We start from the raw sequence: 16,724 nt of genomic DNA, 5'->3' as shown, positions 1-16,724 counted from the left end.
GGAGAGATGAACATGAAAAACCGTTCAGACCAAAACAATCCGGAGCAGAAAACGAAAAATGGTATAAACAACAATGATATCGAGTTGGAGAAGACGATAATCCTGTCAAAGAACTAAAGGGAAGAAACATTAAGAAAGCACAACCTATCAAATCAAAACAAAGACAGGAATAAGATAAAGAAGGAACTTGTAGGTATCGTCAAGTTCCTTTTCCAATTTGAAACCCTTCAAATAATCTTCCTCCATATGGATCTAAAACATTGTCTACAAGTTCAATTACTTTGTCTTTTTCATTGTTTCGATAAAAAGCTTCAAATGCTTCCACAAACATTTCTGCAAAGGCGATATTATATTCTTTCAGTGAACGTATGATCCATTTAGAATCACCTATCCATTGTTTATTTGTTCTTAACACAAATTCATGAACGATAATGGATAATTTATTGGCAATAAATAAAGATTCTTGGCGATCTGTTGAACCGATGAAGTCAATTAGAGAATCTGAAATGAAGTAACGCTTTAGTCTTATTGTATCTTCTGACCATTGTGCTGGTCCACGTTTTATGATTTCGCTTGCTTCATCTTTTATAGATAATATCAAATGAGAGCTTTTAATTACCTTCCCTTCAGCTACCATTCTAGGCAACGATGGTCTTGCTCGTTCCACATCTTGTTGAAAAAAACGTTTGTATGTTTGCAAATTATGAACAAACAATTCAATGGGCCAATCGAATTGAATGACCGATTCACGAAAAGCTTCTTTTATGTTTTGATCGAAAACAACAATGTCTAAATCCGATGTAGTAGTAGCTTTGTCTCTTACCACACTTCCTGCTAGTATAGCTCCATCACAATTTTCAAAATAATGATTAATGAATTTCTTTGCTGCTGTATAAGCATTTAGCCGCTCTGCCATGTAATCAGCTCACTGTTCCTTTTTTGTAAACTATATCATAGTACAAACAAGTAGAGTATACATATTAACTGTTCTATTATTAATAGTACACCAAATACATCTTAGGAGGTTTATAAAAATGATTGAAGTAAACAACCTATGCCACTCATTTAAAGTAGGTAAAAGAGGGAAAGAACATGATATAAATGTTTTGAAAAATGTTTCTTTTTATATTCAACAAGGGGAAATGGCTACGATTGTTGGAAAGAGTGGATCGGGAAAGTCCACACTTTTACATTTATTATCTGGCTACCTATCACCTTCGTCAGGGATGATTGGGATAAATGAGACTGATGTTTCAAGGTTTAACGAGAGGGAGTGGGCTAAGTTCAGATTAGAGAACATCGGTTTTATCTTTCAAAACTTTCAATTAATCTCTCATTTAACGACTTTCGCTAATATTGAACTACCTTTAACAATTAAAGGAGTGGACAGCGATGAAAGAAAGAAATTAGTGAGTAACATGTTAGAGGATGTAGGATTAAGCAATCACGCTGACCATTATCCGAACGAGTTATCTGGAGGACAACAACAACGGGTGAGTATTGCAAGAGCTTTGATTACTGAGCCAAAAGTGATATTTGCAGATGAACCGACTGGTAGCTTAGATACAGAGACAGAACAAGAAATACTCTCTCTTATTCATGATTTAAATACAGTCAAAGGAATTACCTTTTTAATGATCACTCATGACGAAGAGGTTGCAAGAGCGAGTCATCGTAGGTGGAAACTAAAAGATGGTATTTTACAAGAAGAAGGTGTTTTACATGAAGTTTAATGACCAGTTCACATTCGTACGAAATCACATGAAAAAAAATCGTTTGCGGTTGTTTATGACTGTGTTAGCTACTACGATAAGCTGTGCCTTTTTAATTGTCCTAGTATCTGTTGGATTTGGTTTACAAAAATATGTAAAAGATGAGGTTGTGGCAGAAACAGAGTTATTAACGGTTGTTAAAGTTCATGGGAAAGAAAATGGGGATGAAGTAACCAAACAAGACATCGATAAAATGAAAGATATTGAAGGAGTAAAGGTAGTAACTGAAAGAGAAGAATTATGGGGAGTAACGACTCACCTTGATGATCGGCTAACAAGTAATTCTGCTGTTGAATTGGTAAATTTCGAGGATGAAAAGAAGTCAAACTTTTCATTGAGTGAGGGGAGGCTACCTGAAAATAAAAATGAAGTTGTAGTAGGACCTTCTTTTGCTCAATATTTGTGGACTAAAGATGAGCAACGAATTTACGAAGAAGAAGGTGAAATACCTGAAGGAGGATATGAAGGGGAGCTTTTAGATAAGGCAATAACCAGTATAGTAGAAAAAGAAGAAGAGGTAGAAAGCACTAAAACTAAAGAATTTTCTTACACGATAGTTGGAATTGCGGAAGAGCCATCAAGAGATTATTTAGAGGATCCTAATATTTATGTTTCATCCGAATATAAGCAGGATTTTGTTACATTTTTCGGTGACGAAAGCTCGCTAAATCCTAAAGAGATTAATGTCTATACTCAAGATATTGAAGATGTAAAATTCGTAACAAATGAATTAAAAGATGACGGATTTTATGTGTATTCGATATCTGAAGAAATGGAACGAATTGATTTATATTTTTCTGTTTTTAAAGCAGGACTATTATTTGTAGGTGTCATTGCCCTTATTATTTCAGCGATCGGTATTTTTAACACGATGACGATGGCTGTGACCGAACGAACCCAAGAAATTGGTATTATGAAAGCGATCGGGATGAGTCCGCAATCAATTAAGAGAATGTTTTTACTAGAAAGTGCGTATATTGGGGTTCTAGGTGCTACTATAGGTGTAGCACTGTCCTATGGCGTAAGTACCTTATGTAATATGGTATTGCCGATGGTCATCCAAGGAGTGCTGGAAAGTGAAACACCAGATGATTTAATGTTTTCTTATATACCGATTGAATTAGTTCTAGGCGCAACCATTATTTGTATCACTGTAGCGATTGTGTCTGGATTAAGGCCGGCTACAAAAGCAACTAAGGTGAATGTGTTATCTGCTTTAAGAAAAGAGATATAAATATATTGTGATTCCAAAGATATATTTTGGCTAAGAACCTTCATATGTCTTTGGATTTTTTTTAACAAAAAATTGTAAGTTGAGTAATAAGTAATCATCCTTGAGTCAATATTTTTGTCTAAATAAACAATTTTGATTTTCATTCTCATTTATCGAATCGTATACGTTATAATTAAGTTGTATGAACATTTTATTAGAAAGGTAAGAATGTATAAACTTTGTCCTTTATAAGAAGGTGCTAACATCGTTGTCTAGCTCAAAAACCAACGACTCCGATGCATAGAAGGTGCTAGCGTCAACGTTAGTCACAGGACGTGACTGTACTTAGTTGACGTTCCACATCATTCGTTGCTAGACGGGCGCTTGCGCTTTTCTTTTTAAGATAGTGATATTGATTGACAACAAATATTTTTATATTACATTAAGGGTTTGAAGTTTTTTTTAAACAGAATAATCGAAAATATCAGATGAAATAAGGCTTATCTTATTATAATTGTTATAATATAGTTCAAAAGATGCATAAAAAAATAAAGAAAAATCTGAAAATTCATTCTTTTTATTCAAGATTAAACAGTTGAACCTATCATATAATGGAAGTAAAACAAGCGTTTGTTTCAGTTACCATTTAAGGCCAAGCTTTTCGCACGTGAATTAGGGGGAAGGTATCTCATCAGCTTGCGTTGCGTTTCTTGAAAAAATGGCTAATAGGAGAGTGGAGCTATGCTGGAACAGTTTGTGTTAACTTCATTAGTAGCTGGAATCATAGGGGTATTAGGACATGTAAGTGTCCATGGCAAGGTTGAAAAACCAAGAATGACAAAGAAATATATTTATCTAGGTGTTTTAGAAGATTTGCTTTCATCCATTATTGCCGCCTTTCTACTCGTACTCACGACAGAACCAGATTCTTCTTTAAAAGTCGTCATTTTAGCTATTGTTGCAGGTTATGGAGGGGAATCAGTTTTAAGGGGATTTGATTTTATCAGACAATATCATCATACGAAAGGGAAGGATGAAAAAGACCAATAACGCTTAAATTTTTCTTCTCATTTTAAAATTTACTCTCTCAAAAACACCTCAAAACATAATTATATCCCCATTTTAAGACCATTACTTGCATCTTCATATAGAATTCATTATACTTAAATTCAATATTATATTCGATTAAACGGTGATAAGGACTAGTAGTGAAGAAGTACATGTTAAGAGAGTTGACGGTTGGTGCGAGTCAATCATGTTTCTTTATGAACTCCCCTTTGAGTTACAAGTGTGAAAGTGATGAAAGTAATGCTTGTCGTCATCCGCGTTACGGATAGAAGCGATCGTAAAACATTTTACGATAATGTGGGTGGTACCACGGGATAACCTCTCGTCCCTTTTAGGGGATGAGAGGATTTTTTTATGTCTGAAGGAGGATCATAATGAGCTATAATCATCAAGAAGTGGAAAAGAAGTGGCAAGATTTTTGGCAAGAAGAGAAAATGTTTAAAACTGAAGAAACAAATGAAAAACCAAAGTTTTATGCGTTAGACATGTTTCCTTATCCTTCGGGTGCAGGGTTACATGTTGGCCATCCAGAAGGTATGACGGCAACCGACATCCTTTCTCGTATGAAAAGAATGCAAGGTTATAATGTCTTGCATCCAATGGGCTGGGATGCTTTTGGATTACCAGCAGAACAATATGCACTTGATACTGGAAACGATCCAGCAGAATTTACAAAGGTTAATATCGATACATTCCGACGTCAAATTCAATCTTTAGGTTTTTCTTACGACTGGGATCGCGAAGTCAATACGACAGATCCGAACTACTATAAATGGACGCAGTGGATTTTCTTAAAGCTTTATGAAAAAGGACTAGCTTATATCGATGAAGTAGCCGTTAATTGGTGTCCTGCATTAGGCACTGTGCTTGCAAATGAAGAAGTCATTGACGGGAAAAGTGAGCGTGGAGGGCATCCGGTCGAAAGACGTCCAATGAAACAATGGATGCTTAAAATTACAGCATACGCTGACAGGCTACTAGAAGATTTAGAAGAGGTTGATTGGCCTGAAAGTATTAAAGATATGCAACGAAATTGGATTGGTCGTTCCGAAGGAGCACAAGTAACCTTCCAAGTAAATCAACATGAACAAACCTTTGAAGTCTTTACAACGAGACCTGATACTCTATTTGGTGCAACTTATGCAGTCTTAGCACCAGAGCATCCACTCGTAGATCTAATTGTATCAGACGAACAAAAAGAAGAAGTTGAAGCGTATAAACAAAAAGTAAAAGTGAAGAGTGATCTCGAACGTACAGATTTAGCTAAAGAAAAAACAGGTGTTTTTACTGGTGCCTATGCCATCAATCCAGTTAGTAATGAAAAAATGCCAATATGGATTGCTGATTACGTATTAATTTCATACGGATCGGGAGCTATTATGGCTGTTCCAGCACACGATGAAAGAGATTATGAGTTTGCCAAAACCTTTAAGTTGCCTATAAAAGAAGTCGTTTCTGGTGGCAACATAGAAGAGGAAGCCTATACAGGTGATGGCACACTTGTTGATTCACAGTTTTTAAATGGGTTAAATAAAGTCGATGCGATTGAAAAGATGATTAGTTATTTAGAAGAAAATAACATTGGTGAAAAGAAGGTTACTTATCGTCTCCGTGATTGGTTGTTTAGCCGTCAACGATATTGGGGTGAACCGATTCCAATTATTCATTGGGAGGATGGTACAATCACAGCGGTTGATGAAAGTGAGCTTCCTTTAACGCTTCCTAAAACGACAGAAATAAAGCCTTCTGGAACGGGAGAGTCTCCTTTAGCCAATATTGAAGAATGGGTAAATGTTGTTGACCCTGAAACAGGAAAAAAAGGACGTAGAGAAACGAATACGATGCCTCAATGGGCAGGTAGCTGTTGGTATTACTTAAGATACATTGATCCTAATAATGACAAAATGATCGCGGATCCAGAAAAATTGAAAAAATGGTTGCCTGTTGATATTTATATAGGTGGAGCTGAGCATGCTGTCCTTCACTTACTATATGCTCGTTTTTGGCACAAAGTTCTTTATGATCTTGGCGTTGTTTCTACAAAGGAACCGTTCCAAAAGCTTTATAATCAAGGGATGATTCTTGGTGAAAATAATGAAAAGATGAGCAAGTCAAAGGGGAATGTCGTTAATCCAGATGAGATTGTAGACACGCATGGGGCAGACACATTACGCCTATATGAAATGTTTATGGGGCCACTCGATGCTTCAATCGCTTGGTCGACTACAGGTTTGGATGGTGCTCGTCGTTTCTTGGATCGCGTCTGGAGATTATTCGTAGACGATAATGGTCAATTAAGAGAAACCGTAACATCTGAATCTTCAAAGCAGCTTGAAAAAGTGTTTCACGAAACAGTCAAGAAGGTGACCGAAGATTTTGAAGGGCTTCGTTTTAATACAGCCATATCACAATTGATGGTATTTGTTAATGAAGCATATAAAGTAGAGACACTTCCAAAGGAGTATGTTGAAGATTTTGTGAAGTTACTTTCTCCAATCGCTCCTCACCTTACAGAAGAATTATGGGAGAAGCTTGGTCATGAAACTACAATTACCTATTCGTCTTGGCCAACATATGATGAAAGCAAACTAGTAGATGATGTTGTAGAAATTGTTGCCCAAATTAATGGGAAGGTAAGAGCAAAACTAACTGTACCAGTGGGTGCAACAAAAGATGAACTAGAAAAATTAGCCTTAGATGATGAGCGCATAAAGGAAAATATCGCAGGTAAAACGATTAGAAAAGTAATTGTTGTCCCGAAGAAACTAGTGAATATTGTAGCAAATTAATTAACTAAAGTAAAAAGAGTACATTTTGAAGCCATTAGATCAAAATGTACTCTTTTAGATATTAGGAACCCTAAAAAGTGATCAGACTATAAGTAGTGATTAAGGCCATAATAATAAATAAACAATAATAGGTGAAGGAGCGCGTTATGGTTACTGAGGTTGTATTTTTCAATATAAAGCAAGGAATGGAAGAAGACTTCGAGAAAGAGTTTTCAAAAGCCGTTCTGTATATGATGAAAGCGAAAGGGTATATCACTCATTCTTTACATAAGTGTATTCAAGAAAATGAAAGGTATATGGTTCAAGTTGAGTGGGAATCAGTGAATCACCATAAGAAAGAATTTGTTGAATCGGAATTGTTTAACAGTTGGAATGATATAATGGAAAAGTTTTTCACAGAAGTTCATATGGAGTACTTTCAACAATTATTGGACTGATTAGGTGAAACGGGAAATCAATGTTTGCTATAATCACAGTAAATATAGTTTGAGAGGATGATGGAAATGGATATAAAAGAAATTACAACAGGTGAACTTTTAAAGAAGCTTCAAAAAAGGAGAAACACTTCGTCTTATTGACGTAAGGGAAGAAGAAGAAGTGGAAGAAGGCATGATCGAATCAGCGAAGCATATACCCATGGGTGAAATTCCTGAGAGAGTGGACTCATTTGATAAAGATAAAGAATACATATTCATATGTCGCTCAGGTAGAAGAAGTGAAAATGTCGCAGCATACTTACAAGATCAAGGTTTTAAAACCGTTAACTTAGTTGGTGGGATGTTGGAATGGACAGGAGAGACAAAGCCTAAATCAACTATTTAGAGGTAGAGGGGGAGAAAGAATTCCCCCCTTTAACTGTCCAAAAGTGATTCAGCGTAAGCTTTGACACCTTCCCAATCTTGTTTTGCTATTTCTAGATTAGGAATAACGAAAATCGAGAGATCCACATCTACGTCTTTTACATGATTAATTAAAACGGATATTTTACTTGCCATTATGGACCATTCGTTTGACATGTCATTTAATGATGAGACAACTTGATCGATTGTTGTGTAAATAGATGATACTTGAGAATTTATTTTTTCTAAAAGTTGAATTTCTGTTTTTACTTTTGAGGTTAAAGATTGTTTTTCTTTTAACTGTTTTTCCTTTTTATCGAGATCTTTTTTGGCTATAATGATTGCAGGAATGCCAAATATCCCTCCAAAAGACCCAGCTGCAATAATGATTTTATCTTCTTCAATTGCTTTTTTTAGCCCTCTTATTTCTTGTTCTAAAGATGAAAGATATGCCTTATTGCCCTCAATATTTGCAACAATATTATTAGAATCCCCTTTTAAGTTACGTACATCGTATGTTAAGTTATCTCTAAAATGGTGGAACTCATTGATAATTGAATCAACTTGTTGTTTATTTTTTTCAATTTCTAATTGTAATTGTTTAAGAAGGAGAGCAATTCTTCTCGCTCGTTATTTTTGGCTAGATCGTTTAATGTGTTGTAATGACCCATAAAGGTTTGGTGGTAATCAATAATGAGTTGATTAGTTGAAATCACTCTATTTTTTAATGTATCATTCCAAAAATTTGCATTCAATTGTATTTTTGTTTCATGGGAATTTAAACTCTCTTTTAAATCGGTAATAGTTAAGTTTGAGAGATTATTAGTAAAGGAATCATGTTGATTTCTAACGGAATTAGCATAGGTATCTAATTTATTAATGTTTGACGTCACTACATCTATGGTTGATTTTAATTGCTGAGAGTTTAAGTAACTTGTAGAAGAAGCTTGACTTATAATGGGTCTTAAATTAAATGAAACAAAAAGAATGAATATTAACGGTAGTATTAATGTTTTTTTCATGGTTGTCGCTCCCGATTTATTAAATTCCTTCACCTTCTAGTTGAGGGGCAGGCTGATCGGTGAAGGAGTTATTTTGGTTCTTTTATTCAATAATTGTTGTATTATAGTTTAAATCTTGATAAAGAGTTTCAGCATAGGTTTTAATATCTTCCCAGTCATCTTTCGCTGTATTTAACTGCGGGATTACGAAGATGCCTAAATCACCGCTTGTGTCTTCTACTGTGTCAATTAATGTATTATACTTACTAGATAATGTATTCCATTGATCTGAAATGTTTTTTAACGATTCGATGGCTATATCAATCGTCTCGACAAAATAATTGACTTGATTATTTAACGTTTCTAATACAACCACTTCAGTTTCTAATTGGGTTAAGTTTGTTGTTGCATCTTTTAGTGCTTGCTGTTTACTTTGGAGGTCATTCGATGCGATTATGATAGCGGCGGTTGAACCACCAACAACAGCCACTCCTGCCACCATCAAGCCACCTCCTAAATAAGGGGCTGTTGGGAATAAGATCACTCCTCCTGCAAACATGGCTACGCCAACTACTTCACCTGCAGCCCCTCCAGCGATGATCGCAATATCCGTATTAATGGCATCATTATAGGCACTAATTTGATCTTTTAGTTGAGGGATTAATGCATTATTACCTGATAATAAGGCCGTAATGTCATTTGAGTCACTTCTGAACGATTGGACGTCTGTAAAAAGGGAATGTTTAAATGTTGTTAAATCCTCAATTAGCGCATCTACCTCTTCCTTGTTTTCTTCAATTTCTGAATGAAGAAGCTCGAGACCAAAATTTAACGTTTCTTTATCATTTGCTTTTGCTAACGATACGAGAGTGTCGTAATAGTTTTGGAATTTCGTATTATAGCCGATTATGTTTTCATTTACCTGAATCAGGGAAGGTTTTAATGTATCTAACCAGTAAGCTGCGTTATTTCTAGCTGTTTGTTGATGACTCGTAAGATTAGCAGATAAATCATTAATCTCAAGAGATTCAATGTTTTTAAAGAAAATATCTTCTTGTTTAAGTATGGTTAAAGCGTAAGCGTCCATAACAAGTGCATTGGAGGCTGTATCTTCCATCGCTTGTTTTAAACCGTCGGGACCTAAATAATTTTCAGCAATGGTTTGATTTGTAGTGGTTGTTTCAACACGTTCAGTTGCTAACACGTTCATTGGAATAATTGTATTCATCGATAATGCAGTAGCTAATGCAGAGCTTATCATTATTTTTTTGGTGACTTTCATTGTCCTTCCTCCTCTATAGGTTGATCTACTTGATTAATAACAACATTTGCCCCTTGTAGCTTTTCAGCGTTTGTAGCTATGTTTTCCCACGATTCTTTCGCTCTAGAAAGCTGTGATTGAATAAATGAGCTATCAAGGTTAATATCTCTGTCTATTTTTTTTGTAAGGTCAACAAATCCATTTTGTAAATCAATCCATCCTCGTTCAATATCTTCTAAAGCAGAAATCGTTTCATCTATATTTTCTACAAAACTATCGACTTGTGATTTTACAATGGTTAACGTCGCAACTTGTGATTCAACTTCTGATAAGTTAGAAGCAACTTGGATAAGTTCTTGTTGTTTTATTACTAAATCGTTTGATGCATAGCCTATAACCACTACACCACCAACAGTCATATTGACGCCACCGATGATGGTCGCAACTGCTCCAGCTTTTGATGCCCCTTCAGGAACAGCTGCAAGAGCAAAGGATCCCGCAGTAATCAATCCAATTCCTGCAATAGACGTTACGGTTCCAGTAACAATTAATTTTACATCGGTCTCAATATCAGCATTTATTGAATCAAGTAAACGTTCTAATTCTTCAATTTTGCCTTCTTCTCCATCAAGTAGTAATTTTGCTTCAAGGGCATCATTGGAAAAATTATTATAGTCCGTTTGTAAGGATTCCTTGAAATACTTTAAATTGTCGACGATATTTTCAACAGCATCTTTCCTACTTGCAATATCGTCTTGTAAAATTGTTAATCCGTATAGGAGGTTTTCTTTTGATTGTTCGTCTTGTACCTCAGTTAGTTGAACGAGGAGGTCATAATAATTTTGAAATTTATTATTAAAACCGATTACTTCCTGATTGACTTCTATAACTAAAGGATGAATATTGTCAAGCCAGTATGTTGCATTATCTTTTGCGCGATCAACATGTGTTTCTAATGTTGGAATTTGTTCAAGCTCAATAGTAGGATATTTTAATAAATTTAGTGCATAAGACTGCATAATAATTGCTTGTCCACTCAATTCATCCAAGTTGGAAGATAAACTCGTTGGCGATAAATAGATGGTTTCAGCTTCATCTTTAACAATAGCTGGTTGTTCTTCTGCAAAAACGTTCATTGGTATTAAACTGCTTGTTGACAAGGTGGCAACAAGAGTACCGATGATAATCTTGTTCTTCATATTTCACACCCCTTAATTTTAAATATTCAGTTATTTATACTAGGTTTAATTGAAAAAATCATCTCTAAAGCGTAATGAATATAGTGTATGGTCGATTTTTTTGATGTTTTTTGCACCTCCTGTGTCAATAAAGTAGCAAGAATTAAATTAGTTGACAAAGGGTTTAAAAGTAAAATTATACATTTAAATACTTTAATATTTTTCCAAAGAAATATTATTTTATCAATAGTTTTTTAGAGTAATATTTAATCTGAATTTAAAATTTGAGGAAATAAGAGGTTAATATTATTCTTGTATTATGAAAATGAAATAATGAAAAATATTGTATGTTATTTTTCCTGTGTGTCGAATGACGCTGTTATTTTTTGACGATAATAGTTAATAAAGTTTGGTTAGGAGTAGAATTTTTTGATGTGATTCTATACAAGAATAATGAAAAAAATTTAACAAGGGTCTAACATGCTAGTTGTCATAATCACCTTTCATCATCATAAACTATAAAAAAATCTATCATAGTGAAAATGATAGATATAGTAAAAGGATGGTGAAGGACTTGTTGCAAGTAGAAATATTTGATGAGGAGCATGAAGAAGACTTGCAAAGCAAGATGAATGTGTTTTTAAAAGACTTAGAGGAGAGTCAAGTGATTGATATAAAGTACAGTGTTTCTTCAATGATAGATACAGTAGGAGATCAAGTTTATTGTTTTTCTGCTTTGGTTTTATATAGAAATTAGTTATAACTCGGATTAGAGCACTACTTGTTTTTAATAAAAAAGGATACACAGAACGTCATTACTGTGACTTTTTGTGTACCTTCTTTATAAGATCAGAAAGCATAAATTTTGTCCTTTATAAGAGAGTGCTTTCATCGTTGTCTAACTACATGGCCCAGCAACTCCGACGCACACGATGTGCTAGCATCATCGTTGCCCACAGGACATGGGCGTTTTTAGATGATGTTCCATTTCTCTACGATAAGTCAACGGAGACGCCTCCAGGAGGGAGGTGGATCTACGTTTGCTCGCGCGACGTGGCTGAACTTAGTAGATCCTCCGCTTTCGGGCTTTTCGTGTTTCCTTTATCTCATGCGGCGATGAACAGGAGGTTCTAGCGTCAACGTTAGCCACAGGACGTGGCTGGAGTTAGTTGACGTTCCTTTTAATATGCGTCGCTGGAGGGCGCTTGCGCTTTTCTTATGTTCACCAAAATAGTTACTGATCTAACGCATAAGCAGCTGCATAAGTACCTGCTTGTCTTCCTGTGACTAAAGCGGAGGTAATGTTGTATCCACCCGTATAGCCATGGATGTCTAATATTTCACCACAGAAGTAAAGTCCAGACATTAGCTTAGAGGACATCTCTTTTGGATGGACCTCTTTCGTTGATACCCCTCCACCCGTGACAAATGCTTTTTCAATCGATAATGTTCCATCTACTTTCATTTGAAAGTGCTTTAATTGGTGGACAAGTTGACGAATTTTTTCATTGGCAAGCTGTGAATAAGTTACTTGTGGATCTATTTCACACGTTTCTAACAAGAATAACAAATAACGTTCAGGAACAAGTCCTTTTAAAACATTTTTGATTGACTTTTTTGATTGTTCTTTTAACTGCTTTTCAATTTTATGCAATAATTGTTGTTCATGTTCTTTTGGGAATGAATCTATTTTTAAATATACGTCCTTCTTTTTTAGTCTTTCTTTTACAACGTATTGACTGCAGCGAAGTACAGCAGGACCTGAAATGCCAAAATGGGTAAATACCATGTCCATTTGATGTGTCTTAATGATCTTTCCTTTATGGTTCAATACGCTTAAGCCGATGTCTCGGAGTGACAGACCTTGTAATTGTTTTGATACAATGAACGGTTCTTTTGAAGTGATTGGAACTTCTGTAGGAAATAATGTCGTGATAGTATGCCCTGCTTTTTCTGCCCATGCGTATCCATCACCAGTTGATCCTGTATGAGGAACGGATTTTCCACCAACGGCAAGGACAACAGCATAAGATGGAATGGATGTTCCATTTTTTAATATAACTTGAGGGTGGTCATTAAAATCTATTGTTTCTACAGGCTCATTTGTACGAATTTCGACATTCACTCTTTTTAACTCATTTAATAAAGCATTTACCACATCTTGAGCTTTATTTGAAACAGGAAACATACGTCCATGATCTTCTTCTTTTAATTCGATTCCTAATTGTTCGAAAAAGGAGATAATTCCCTCATTGTTAAATTCAGAGAAGGCACTAAATAAAAAGCGGCCATTGCCAGGTATATGTTTAATGATTTCTTCAATAGGAAGCCGGTTGGTGACATTACATCTTCCTCCTCCAGAAATCGCTAATTTTCTTCCGAGTTTTGTTCCTTTATCAAGTAAGAGGACTTTCGCACCTTGTTTGCCAGCTGCAATTGCTGCCATTAAGCCAGAAGGTCCACCACCGATTACCACTACATCATATTTCATTTTTATCAAATCCTTCTTTTGAATACGGGTAAATCCCTACGGTTGATTATACATAAATGATATAAAAAGAAAAATGTCAAGTATTGTGAAAAAAGATAGAGCGTAATAACATACTATCTTATCTTGTTGGATGTTGATATGATAAAATGATGAAGGTAAATTTAATGGAATGGAATGTCGTCATATGTCTAATAAACTGATTAGAGGAACCATGATTTTAACGATAGGAACATATCTTTCAAGGCTTCTAGGTATTATTTACATCATCCCATTTTATTGGTTAGTCGGTGAAGAAGGGAATGCATTGTATCAATCAGGATACTCGCAATATGTCATTTTTATCGCCATTGCTACAGCCGGATTTCCACAAGGTGTTTCTAAATTTGTATCAAAATATAATTCTTTAGGTGATTATGAAACGAGTCGTAAAATGTTTAAGGTTGGTTTTATCACTATGTTATTCACAGGCTTTGCTGCATTCTTTATTTTATTTTTAATAGCTCCTTTTTTAGCAAGTGCCTTTTTAAGTGATCAAAGCTTAGGTGGATTCACGGTGGATGATGTGACCCATATTATTCGTATGGTCAGCTTTGCTCTTATTGTTGTACCGATTATGGGATTAATTCGAGGATTTTTTCAAGGGCACCAATCGATGGGCCCTACAGCAGTTTCTCAAGTGATGGAGCAATTGATTAGAATTATCTTTTTGTTAGTTGCAACTTTTCTTACACTTAATGTTTTTAATAATAGTCTAGTAACAGCAGTAGGTTACGCAACCTTTGCTGCTTTTATAGGTGCCATTGGTGGACTTTTTGTTTTACTTTGGTATTGGAAGAAGAGGAAAGACTCACTTTTAGCGATGCAAGAAAATATTGTACCATCCGCACAGTTCTCTACACGAACGATGTTGAAAGAAATATTTCGATATGCAGGTCCGTTTGTCTTTGTTGGTTTAGCTATTCCTTTGTACAACTATATTGATACGAATACGTTTAACCGAGCGATGTCATTAGGTGGATATGGGCAAGCTCTGACCCTTTTTGGAGTTTTAGCATTAGTATCGAAAATTATCATGATTCCTGTCTCGCTAGCGACAGCTTTTGGATTAACCATTGTCCCTACCATGACTACTGCTTATACGGAAGGGAAAATGGACCTAGTTAAACAACAGATTGATCAGTCTTTCCAAATTATTATGTTTTTTATTTTACCAGCAGTAGTAGGAATCTATTTATTAGCTGAGCCACTATATTCTTTATTTTTCTCATATGATCCTGTAGGATCTTCGGTTTTAGCGACCTATTCGCCCATTGCATTGTTATTTTCCTTTTTTACTGTATCAGCTGCTATCTTACAAGGGGTAAACAAGCAAAAATTAGCAGTGATAAGCTTAGCATTAGGATTAGTCGTGAAGGCAAGCTTAAACATTCCGTTAATTATCCTTTTTGCTGAAAAAGGGGCGATTTATGCAACAGGAATTGGTTTTTTTGTATCGATTGTCTATAGTTTAGCGATGATAAAAAGACATGCGAATTATTCATTCGAACGTTTCTTGAAAAGATCGATGTTTATGGCAATATTAACAATTATTATGAGTATGTCTATTATAGTAGCAATGATTGTGCTCAATTTATTCATTAACTTTGAAGATGGAAAGATACCATCCTTAATTTATGTGCTCATTACTGTATCTATCGGAGGGTTCACATATTTATATTTATCTTATAAAACACCGCTGCTTGAAACCATCTTTGGAGGAAGATTTACAAATATAAAATTTAAGGTTAAGAGAAGAAGGAATAAACATGAGAATTGATAAACTACTAGCTAATCAAGGATATGGTAGTCGAAAAGAAGTCAAACAATTACTGAAATCTGGTCAAGTTAAGCTCAATAATCAAATCATTAAAGAAGCAAAATACAAGGTGAACCCAGAGGAAGATAGCGTTGTTATAGATGGTGAGGTAGTGAAGTACAAGGAGTATGTCTATTATGTAATGAATAAACCCTCAGGTGTTATTTCTGCAACCGAGGATGACAAACATAAAACGGTGATTGACCTTCTTGATAAAGAGGATGCGGTTTATCAGCCGTTTCCTGTAGGAAGGTTAGATAAAGATACAGAAGGATTATTAATTATAACAAACGATGGTCAGCTATCCCATCAGCTACTTTCACCTAAAAAGCATGTTCCGAAAACGTACTATGCGAGGATTAATGGACAAGTAACGGAATCACACATCGAGTTGTTTCGTAAAGGAATTGTCCTAGAAGATGGTTATAAAGCGAAACCTGCTAACCTGAAGATTGAAAAATCAGGAGATGTTTCATCTATATTTGTAACGGTAACAGAAGGGAAGTTTCATCAAGTGAAACGAATGTTTGAAGCAATTAATACAAAGGTCATTTATTTAAAAAGGGTGCAAATGGGACCATTAAGTCTTGATTCCTCATTGAGGTTAGGGGAATATCGAGAGCTATCGGAAGAGGAAGTTAAACGGCTTCAAAATGCGGATCAGACGAACTAGTTGGAATATCTATATTTCAAAAAAAAGGAACCTGAGCAGGTTCCTTTTATGTACATTTCAAAAATATTTATATATGTGTGTTCAAAATGGATCATTAAGAATCCAACTTGGCTATACCCTTTTTAGACTGTTTAGGTCAAAGGAGTAACTTTCAAACACTATGGTTATGATGATAACTTGACTTTTTTGTCAGTTGTTACCCACTGACCTTTAGAAGGGCTATGAACAAGGTCGTTATAAGCTAAAACATTTAAGTCACGCTGAACCGTCCTAGGCGTGATGCCAAATTCATCGACAAGCTGCTGTGTAGTGACAATCCCTTTCTCGTTAATAAACATGTAAACGGATTTAATACGGGTCAGCATTCGGTTTGTCGAAGGTTTCAAAAAACCACTCCTTATCGTTTTATCCACGGGACAAATCTTCAAATTTATAACCAAAACCTATGCTCAAAACCTGATGTCAAATTATCTGAATCATCTATTAATAAGACGATTCAACAATATTTTACACAAATTATTGCCAAAAATGCTAGTGATAAACGATATTTAACATAACTTTAACGTGATTTTAATAATTGTTCT

At 35.2% G+C, this 16,724-nt stretch carries 14 protein-coding genes, 3 pseudogenes and 1 other annotated feature; of the genes and pseudogenes, 10 read left to right on the top strand and 7 right to left on the bottom strand.

Annotated elements, in window-relative coordinates:
• Positions 1–12: 12 nt before the first annotated feature.
• A pseudogene (locus tag LC087_RS09305) lies at positions 13–173 on the top strand (glycogen biosynthesis protein GlgD).
• 26 nt (positions 174–199) lie between these two features.
• On the opposite strand, the gene LC087_RS09300 reads toward LC087_RS09305, so the two are convergent.
• Complete coding sequence (locus tag LC087_RS09300) at positions 200–916, bottom strand: nucleotidyltransferase domain-containing protein (RefSeq protein WP_226539110.1); 717 nt, start codon at positions 914–916, stop codon at positions 200–202.
• Between the two features lie 118 nt (positions 917–1,034).
• Between LC087_RS09300 and LC087_RS09295 the strand changes: the two genes are divergently transcribed.
• The 6 genes and pseudogenes from LC087_RS09295 to LC087_RS09270 all read left to right on the top strand — a co-directional run bounded on the left by LC087_RS09295 (position 1,035) and on the right by LC087_RS09270 (position 7,664).
• The gene (locus LC087_RS09295) at positions 1,035–1,733 is read left to right on the top strand and encodes an ABC transporter ATP-binding protein (RefSeq protein ID WP_226539111.1); all 699 of its coding nucleotides are present in this window, start codon (positions 1,035–1,037) and stop codon (positions 1,731–1,733) included.
• Entirely contained in the window at positions 1,723–3,006 is a 1,284-nt protein-coding gene (locus tag LC087_RS09290; RefSeq protein ID WP_226539112.1) for an ABC transporter permease, read from the top strand. Before LC087_RS09295 ends, LC087_RS09290 begins: the two co-directional genes overlap by 11 nt.
• A 720-nt stretch (positions 3,007–3,726) precedes the next feature.
• Positions 3,727–4,035, top strand: coding sequence for a DUF4257 domain-containing protein (locus tag LC087_RS09285; RefSeq protein ID WP_226539113.1), 309 nt, complete (start codon positions 3,727–3,729; stop codon positions 4,033–4,035).
• A gap of 133 nt (positions 4,036–4,168) precedes the next feature.
• Positions 4,169–4,386, top strand: a binding site (T-box leader).
• A gap of 41 nt (positions 4,387–4,427) precedes the next feature.
• A complete protein-coding gene (gene leuS, locus LC087_RS09280; protein ID WP_226539114.1) occupies positions 4,428–6,842 on the top strand; it encodes a leucine--tRNA ligase in 2,415 nt (804 codons plus the stop codon).
• Between the two features lie 146 nt (positions 6,843–6,988).
• Positions 6,989–7,279: an antibiotic biosynthesis monooxygenase family protein gene (locus LC087_RS09275; RefSeq protein WP_226539115.1), complete on the top strand. Its 291-nt coding sequence runs from the start codon at positions 6,989–6,991 to the stop codon at positions 7,277–7,279.
• Positions 7,280–7,345: 66 nt separating this feature from the next.
• A pseudogene (locus LC087_RS09270) lies at positions 7,346–7,664 on the top strand (rhodanese-like domain-containing protein).
• A gap of 29 nt (positions 7,665–7,693) precedes the next feature.
• On the opposite strand, the gene LC087_RS09265 reads toward LC087_RS09270, so the two are convergent.
• From LC087_RS09265 to LC087_RS09250, 4 genes and pseudogenes are all read right to left on the bottom strand, one after another.
• The gene (locus LC087_RS09265; protein ID WP_306019518.1) at positions 7,694–7,837 is read right to left on the bottom strand and encodes a hypothetical protein; all 144 of its coding nucleotides are present in this window, start codon (positions 7,835–7,837) and stop codon (positions 7,694–7,696) included.
• 300 nt (positions 7,838–8,137) lie between these two features.
• A pseudogene (locus LC087_RS09260) lies at positions 8,138–8,703 on the bottom strand (HBL/NHE enterotoxin family protein); the annotation flags it as partial.
• 82 nt (positions 8,704–8,785) lie between these two features.
• Positions 8,786–9,964 carry a ClyA family alpha-helical pore-forming toxin gene (locus LC087_RS09255; protein WP_226539118.1) on the bottom strand — a complete coding sequence of 393 codons (1,179 nt, stop codon included), beginning with the start codon at positions 9,962–9,964 and terminating at the stop codon, positions 8,786–8,788.
• Entirely contained in the window at positions 9,961–11,142 is a 1,182-nt protein-coding gene (locus LC087_RS09250) for an HBL/NHE enterotoxin family protein (protein ID WP_226539119.1), read from the bottom strand. The genes LC087_RS09255 and LC087_RS09250 overlap by 4 nt, the downstream gene beginning before the upstream one ends.
• 553 nt (positions 11,143–11,695) lie before the next feature.
• On the opposite strand from LC087_RS09250, the gene LC087_RS09245 reads away from it, so the two are divergent.
• Positions 11,696–11,878: a sporulation protein Cse60 gene (locus LC087_RS09245; RefSeq protein WP_226539120.1), complete on the top strand. Its 183-nt coding sequence runs from the start codon at positions 11,696–11,698 to the stop codon at positions 11,876–11,878.
• 477 nt (positions 11,879–12,355) lie between these two features.
• Here the strand turns inward: LC087_RS09245 and LC087_RS09240 are convergent, their stop codons facing one another.
• Entirely contained in the window at positions 12,356–13,612 is a 1,257-nt protein-coding gene (locus LC087_RS09240; protein ID WP_226539121.1) for a BaiN/RdsA family NAD(P)/FAD-dependent oxidoreductase, read from the bottom strand.
• A gap of 184 nt (positions 13,613–13,796) precedes the next feature.
• Between LC087_RS09240 and LC087_RS09235 the strand changes: the two genes are divergently transcribed.
• A complete protein-coding gene (locus tag LC087_RS09235) occupies positions 13,797–15,428 on the top strand; it encodes a putative polysaccharide biosynthesis protein (protein ID WP_226539122.1) in 1,632 nt (543 codons plus the stop codon).
• Positions 15,418–16,140 (top strand): pseudouridine synthase, encoded by a 723-nt coding sequence (locus LC087_RS09230; protein WP_226539123.1) that lies wholly within the window; start codon positions 15,418–15,420, stop codon positions 16,138–16,140. The genes LC087_RS09235 and LC087_RS09230 overlap by 11 nt, the downstream gene beginning before the upstream one ends.
• A 164-nt stretch (positions 16,141–16,304) precedes the next feature.
• Here LC087_RS09230 and LC087_RS09225 read toward each other — a convergent pair whose 3' ends face one another.
• Positions 16,305–16,526: a DeoR family transcriptional regulator gene (locus LC087_RS09225; protein WP_226539124.1), complete on the bottom strand. Its 222-nt coding sequence runs from the start codon at positions 16,524–16,526 to the stop codon at positions 16,305–16,307.
• Positions 16,527–16,724 lie beyond the last annotated feature (198 nt).

It is taken from the genome of Bacillus carboniphilus, assembly GCF_020524035.2.
Taxonomy (GTDB): domain Bacteria; phylum Bacillota; class Bacilli; order Bacillales; family JAIVKR01; genus Bacillus_CC.
Note: the sequence above shows the minus strand (reverse complement) of the source record. Positions and strands in the feature narration are given on the sequence as shown.

Excerpts from the sequence above, each read along its gene's own strand:
- LC087_RS09300 (WP_226539110.1), bottom strand. The coding sequence starts at position 916 with ATGGCAGAGCGGCTAAATGCTTATACAGCAGCAAAGAAATTCATTAAT.
- LC087_RS09255 (WP_226539118.1), bottom strand. The coding sequence starts at position 9,964 with ATGAAAGTCACCAAAAAAATAATGATAAGCTCTGCATTAGCTACTGCA.
- LC087_RS09250 (WP_226539119.1), bottom strand. The coding sequence starts at position 11,142 with ATGAAGAACAAGATTATCATCGGTACTCTTGTTGCCACCTTGTCAACA.
- LC087_RS09295 (WP_226539111.1), top strand. The coding sequence starts at position 1,035 with ATGATTGAAGTAAACAACCTATGCCACTCATTTAAAGTAGGTAAAAGA.
- LC087_RS09235 (WP_226539122.1), top strand. The coding sequence starts at position 13,797 with ATGTCTAATAAACTGATTAGAGGAACCATGATTTTAACGATAGGAACA.
- LC087_RS09285 (WP_226539113.1), top strand. The coding sequence starts at position 3,727 with ATGCTGGAACAGTTTGTGTTAACTTCATTAGTAGCTGGAATCATAGGG.
- leuS (WP_226539114.1), top strand. The coding sequence starts at position 4,428 with ATGAGCTATAATCATCAAGAAGTGGAAAAGAAGTGGCAAGATTTTTGG.
- LC087_RS09230 (WP_226539123.1), top strand. The coding sequence starts at position 15,418 with ATGAGAATTGATAAACTACTAGCTAATCAAGGATATGGTAGTCGAAAA.
- LC087_RS09265 (WP_306019518.1), bottom strand. The coding sequence starts at position 7,837 with ATGGCAAGTAAAATATCCGTTTTAATTAATCATGTAAAAGACGTAGAT.
- LC087_RS09275 (WP_226539115.1), top strand. The coding sequence starts at position 6,989 with ATGGTTACTGAGGTTGTATTTTTCAATATAAAGCAAGGAATGGAAGAA.
- LC087_RS09240 (WP_226539121.1), bottom strand. The coding sequence starts at position 13,612 with ATGAAATATGATGTAGTGGTAATCGGTGGTGGACCTTCTGGCTTAATG.
- LC087_RS09290 (WP_226539112.1), top strand. The coding sequence starts at position 1,723 with ATGAAGTTTAATGACCAGTTCACATTCGTACGAAATCACATGAAAAAA.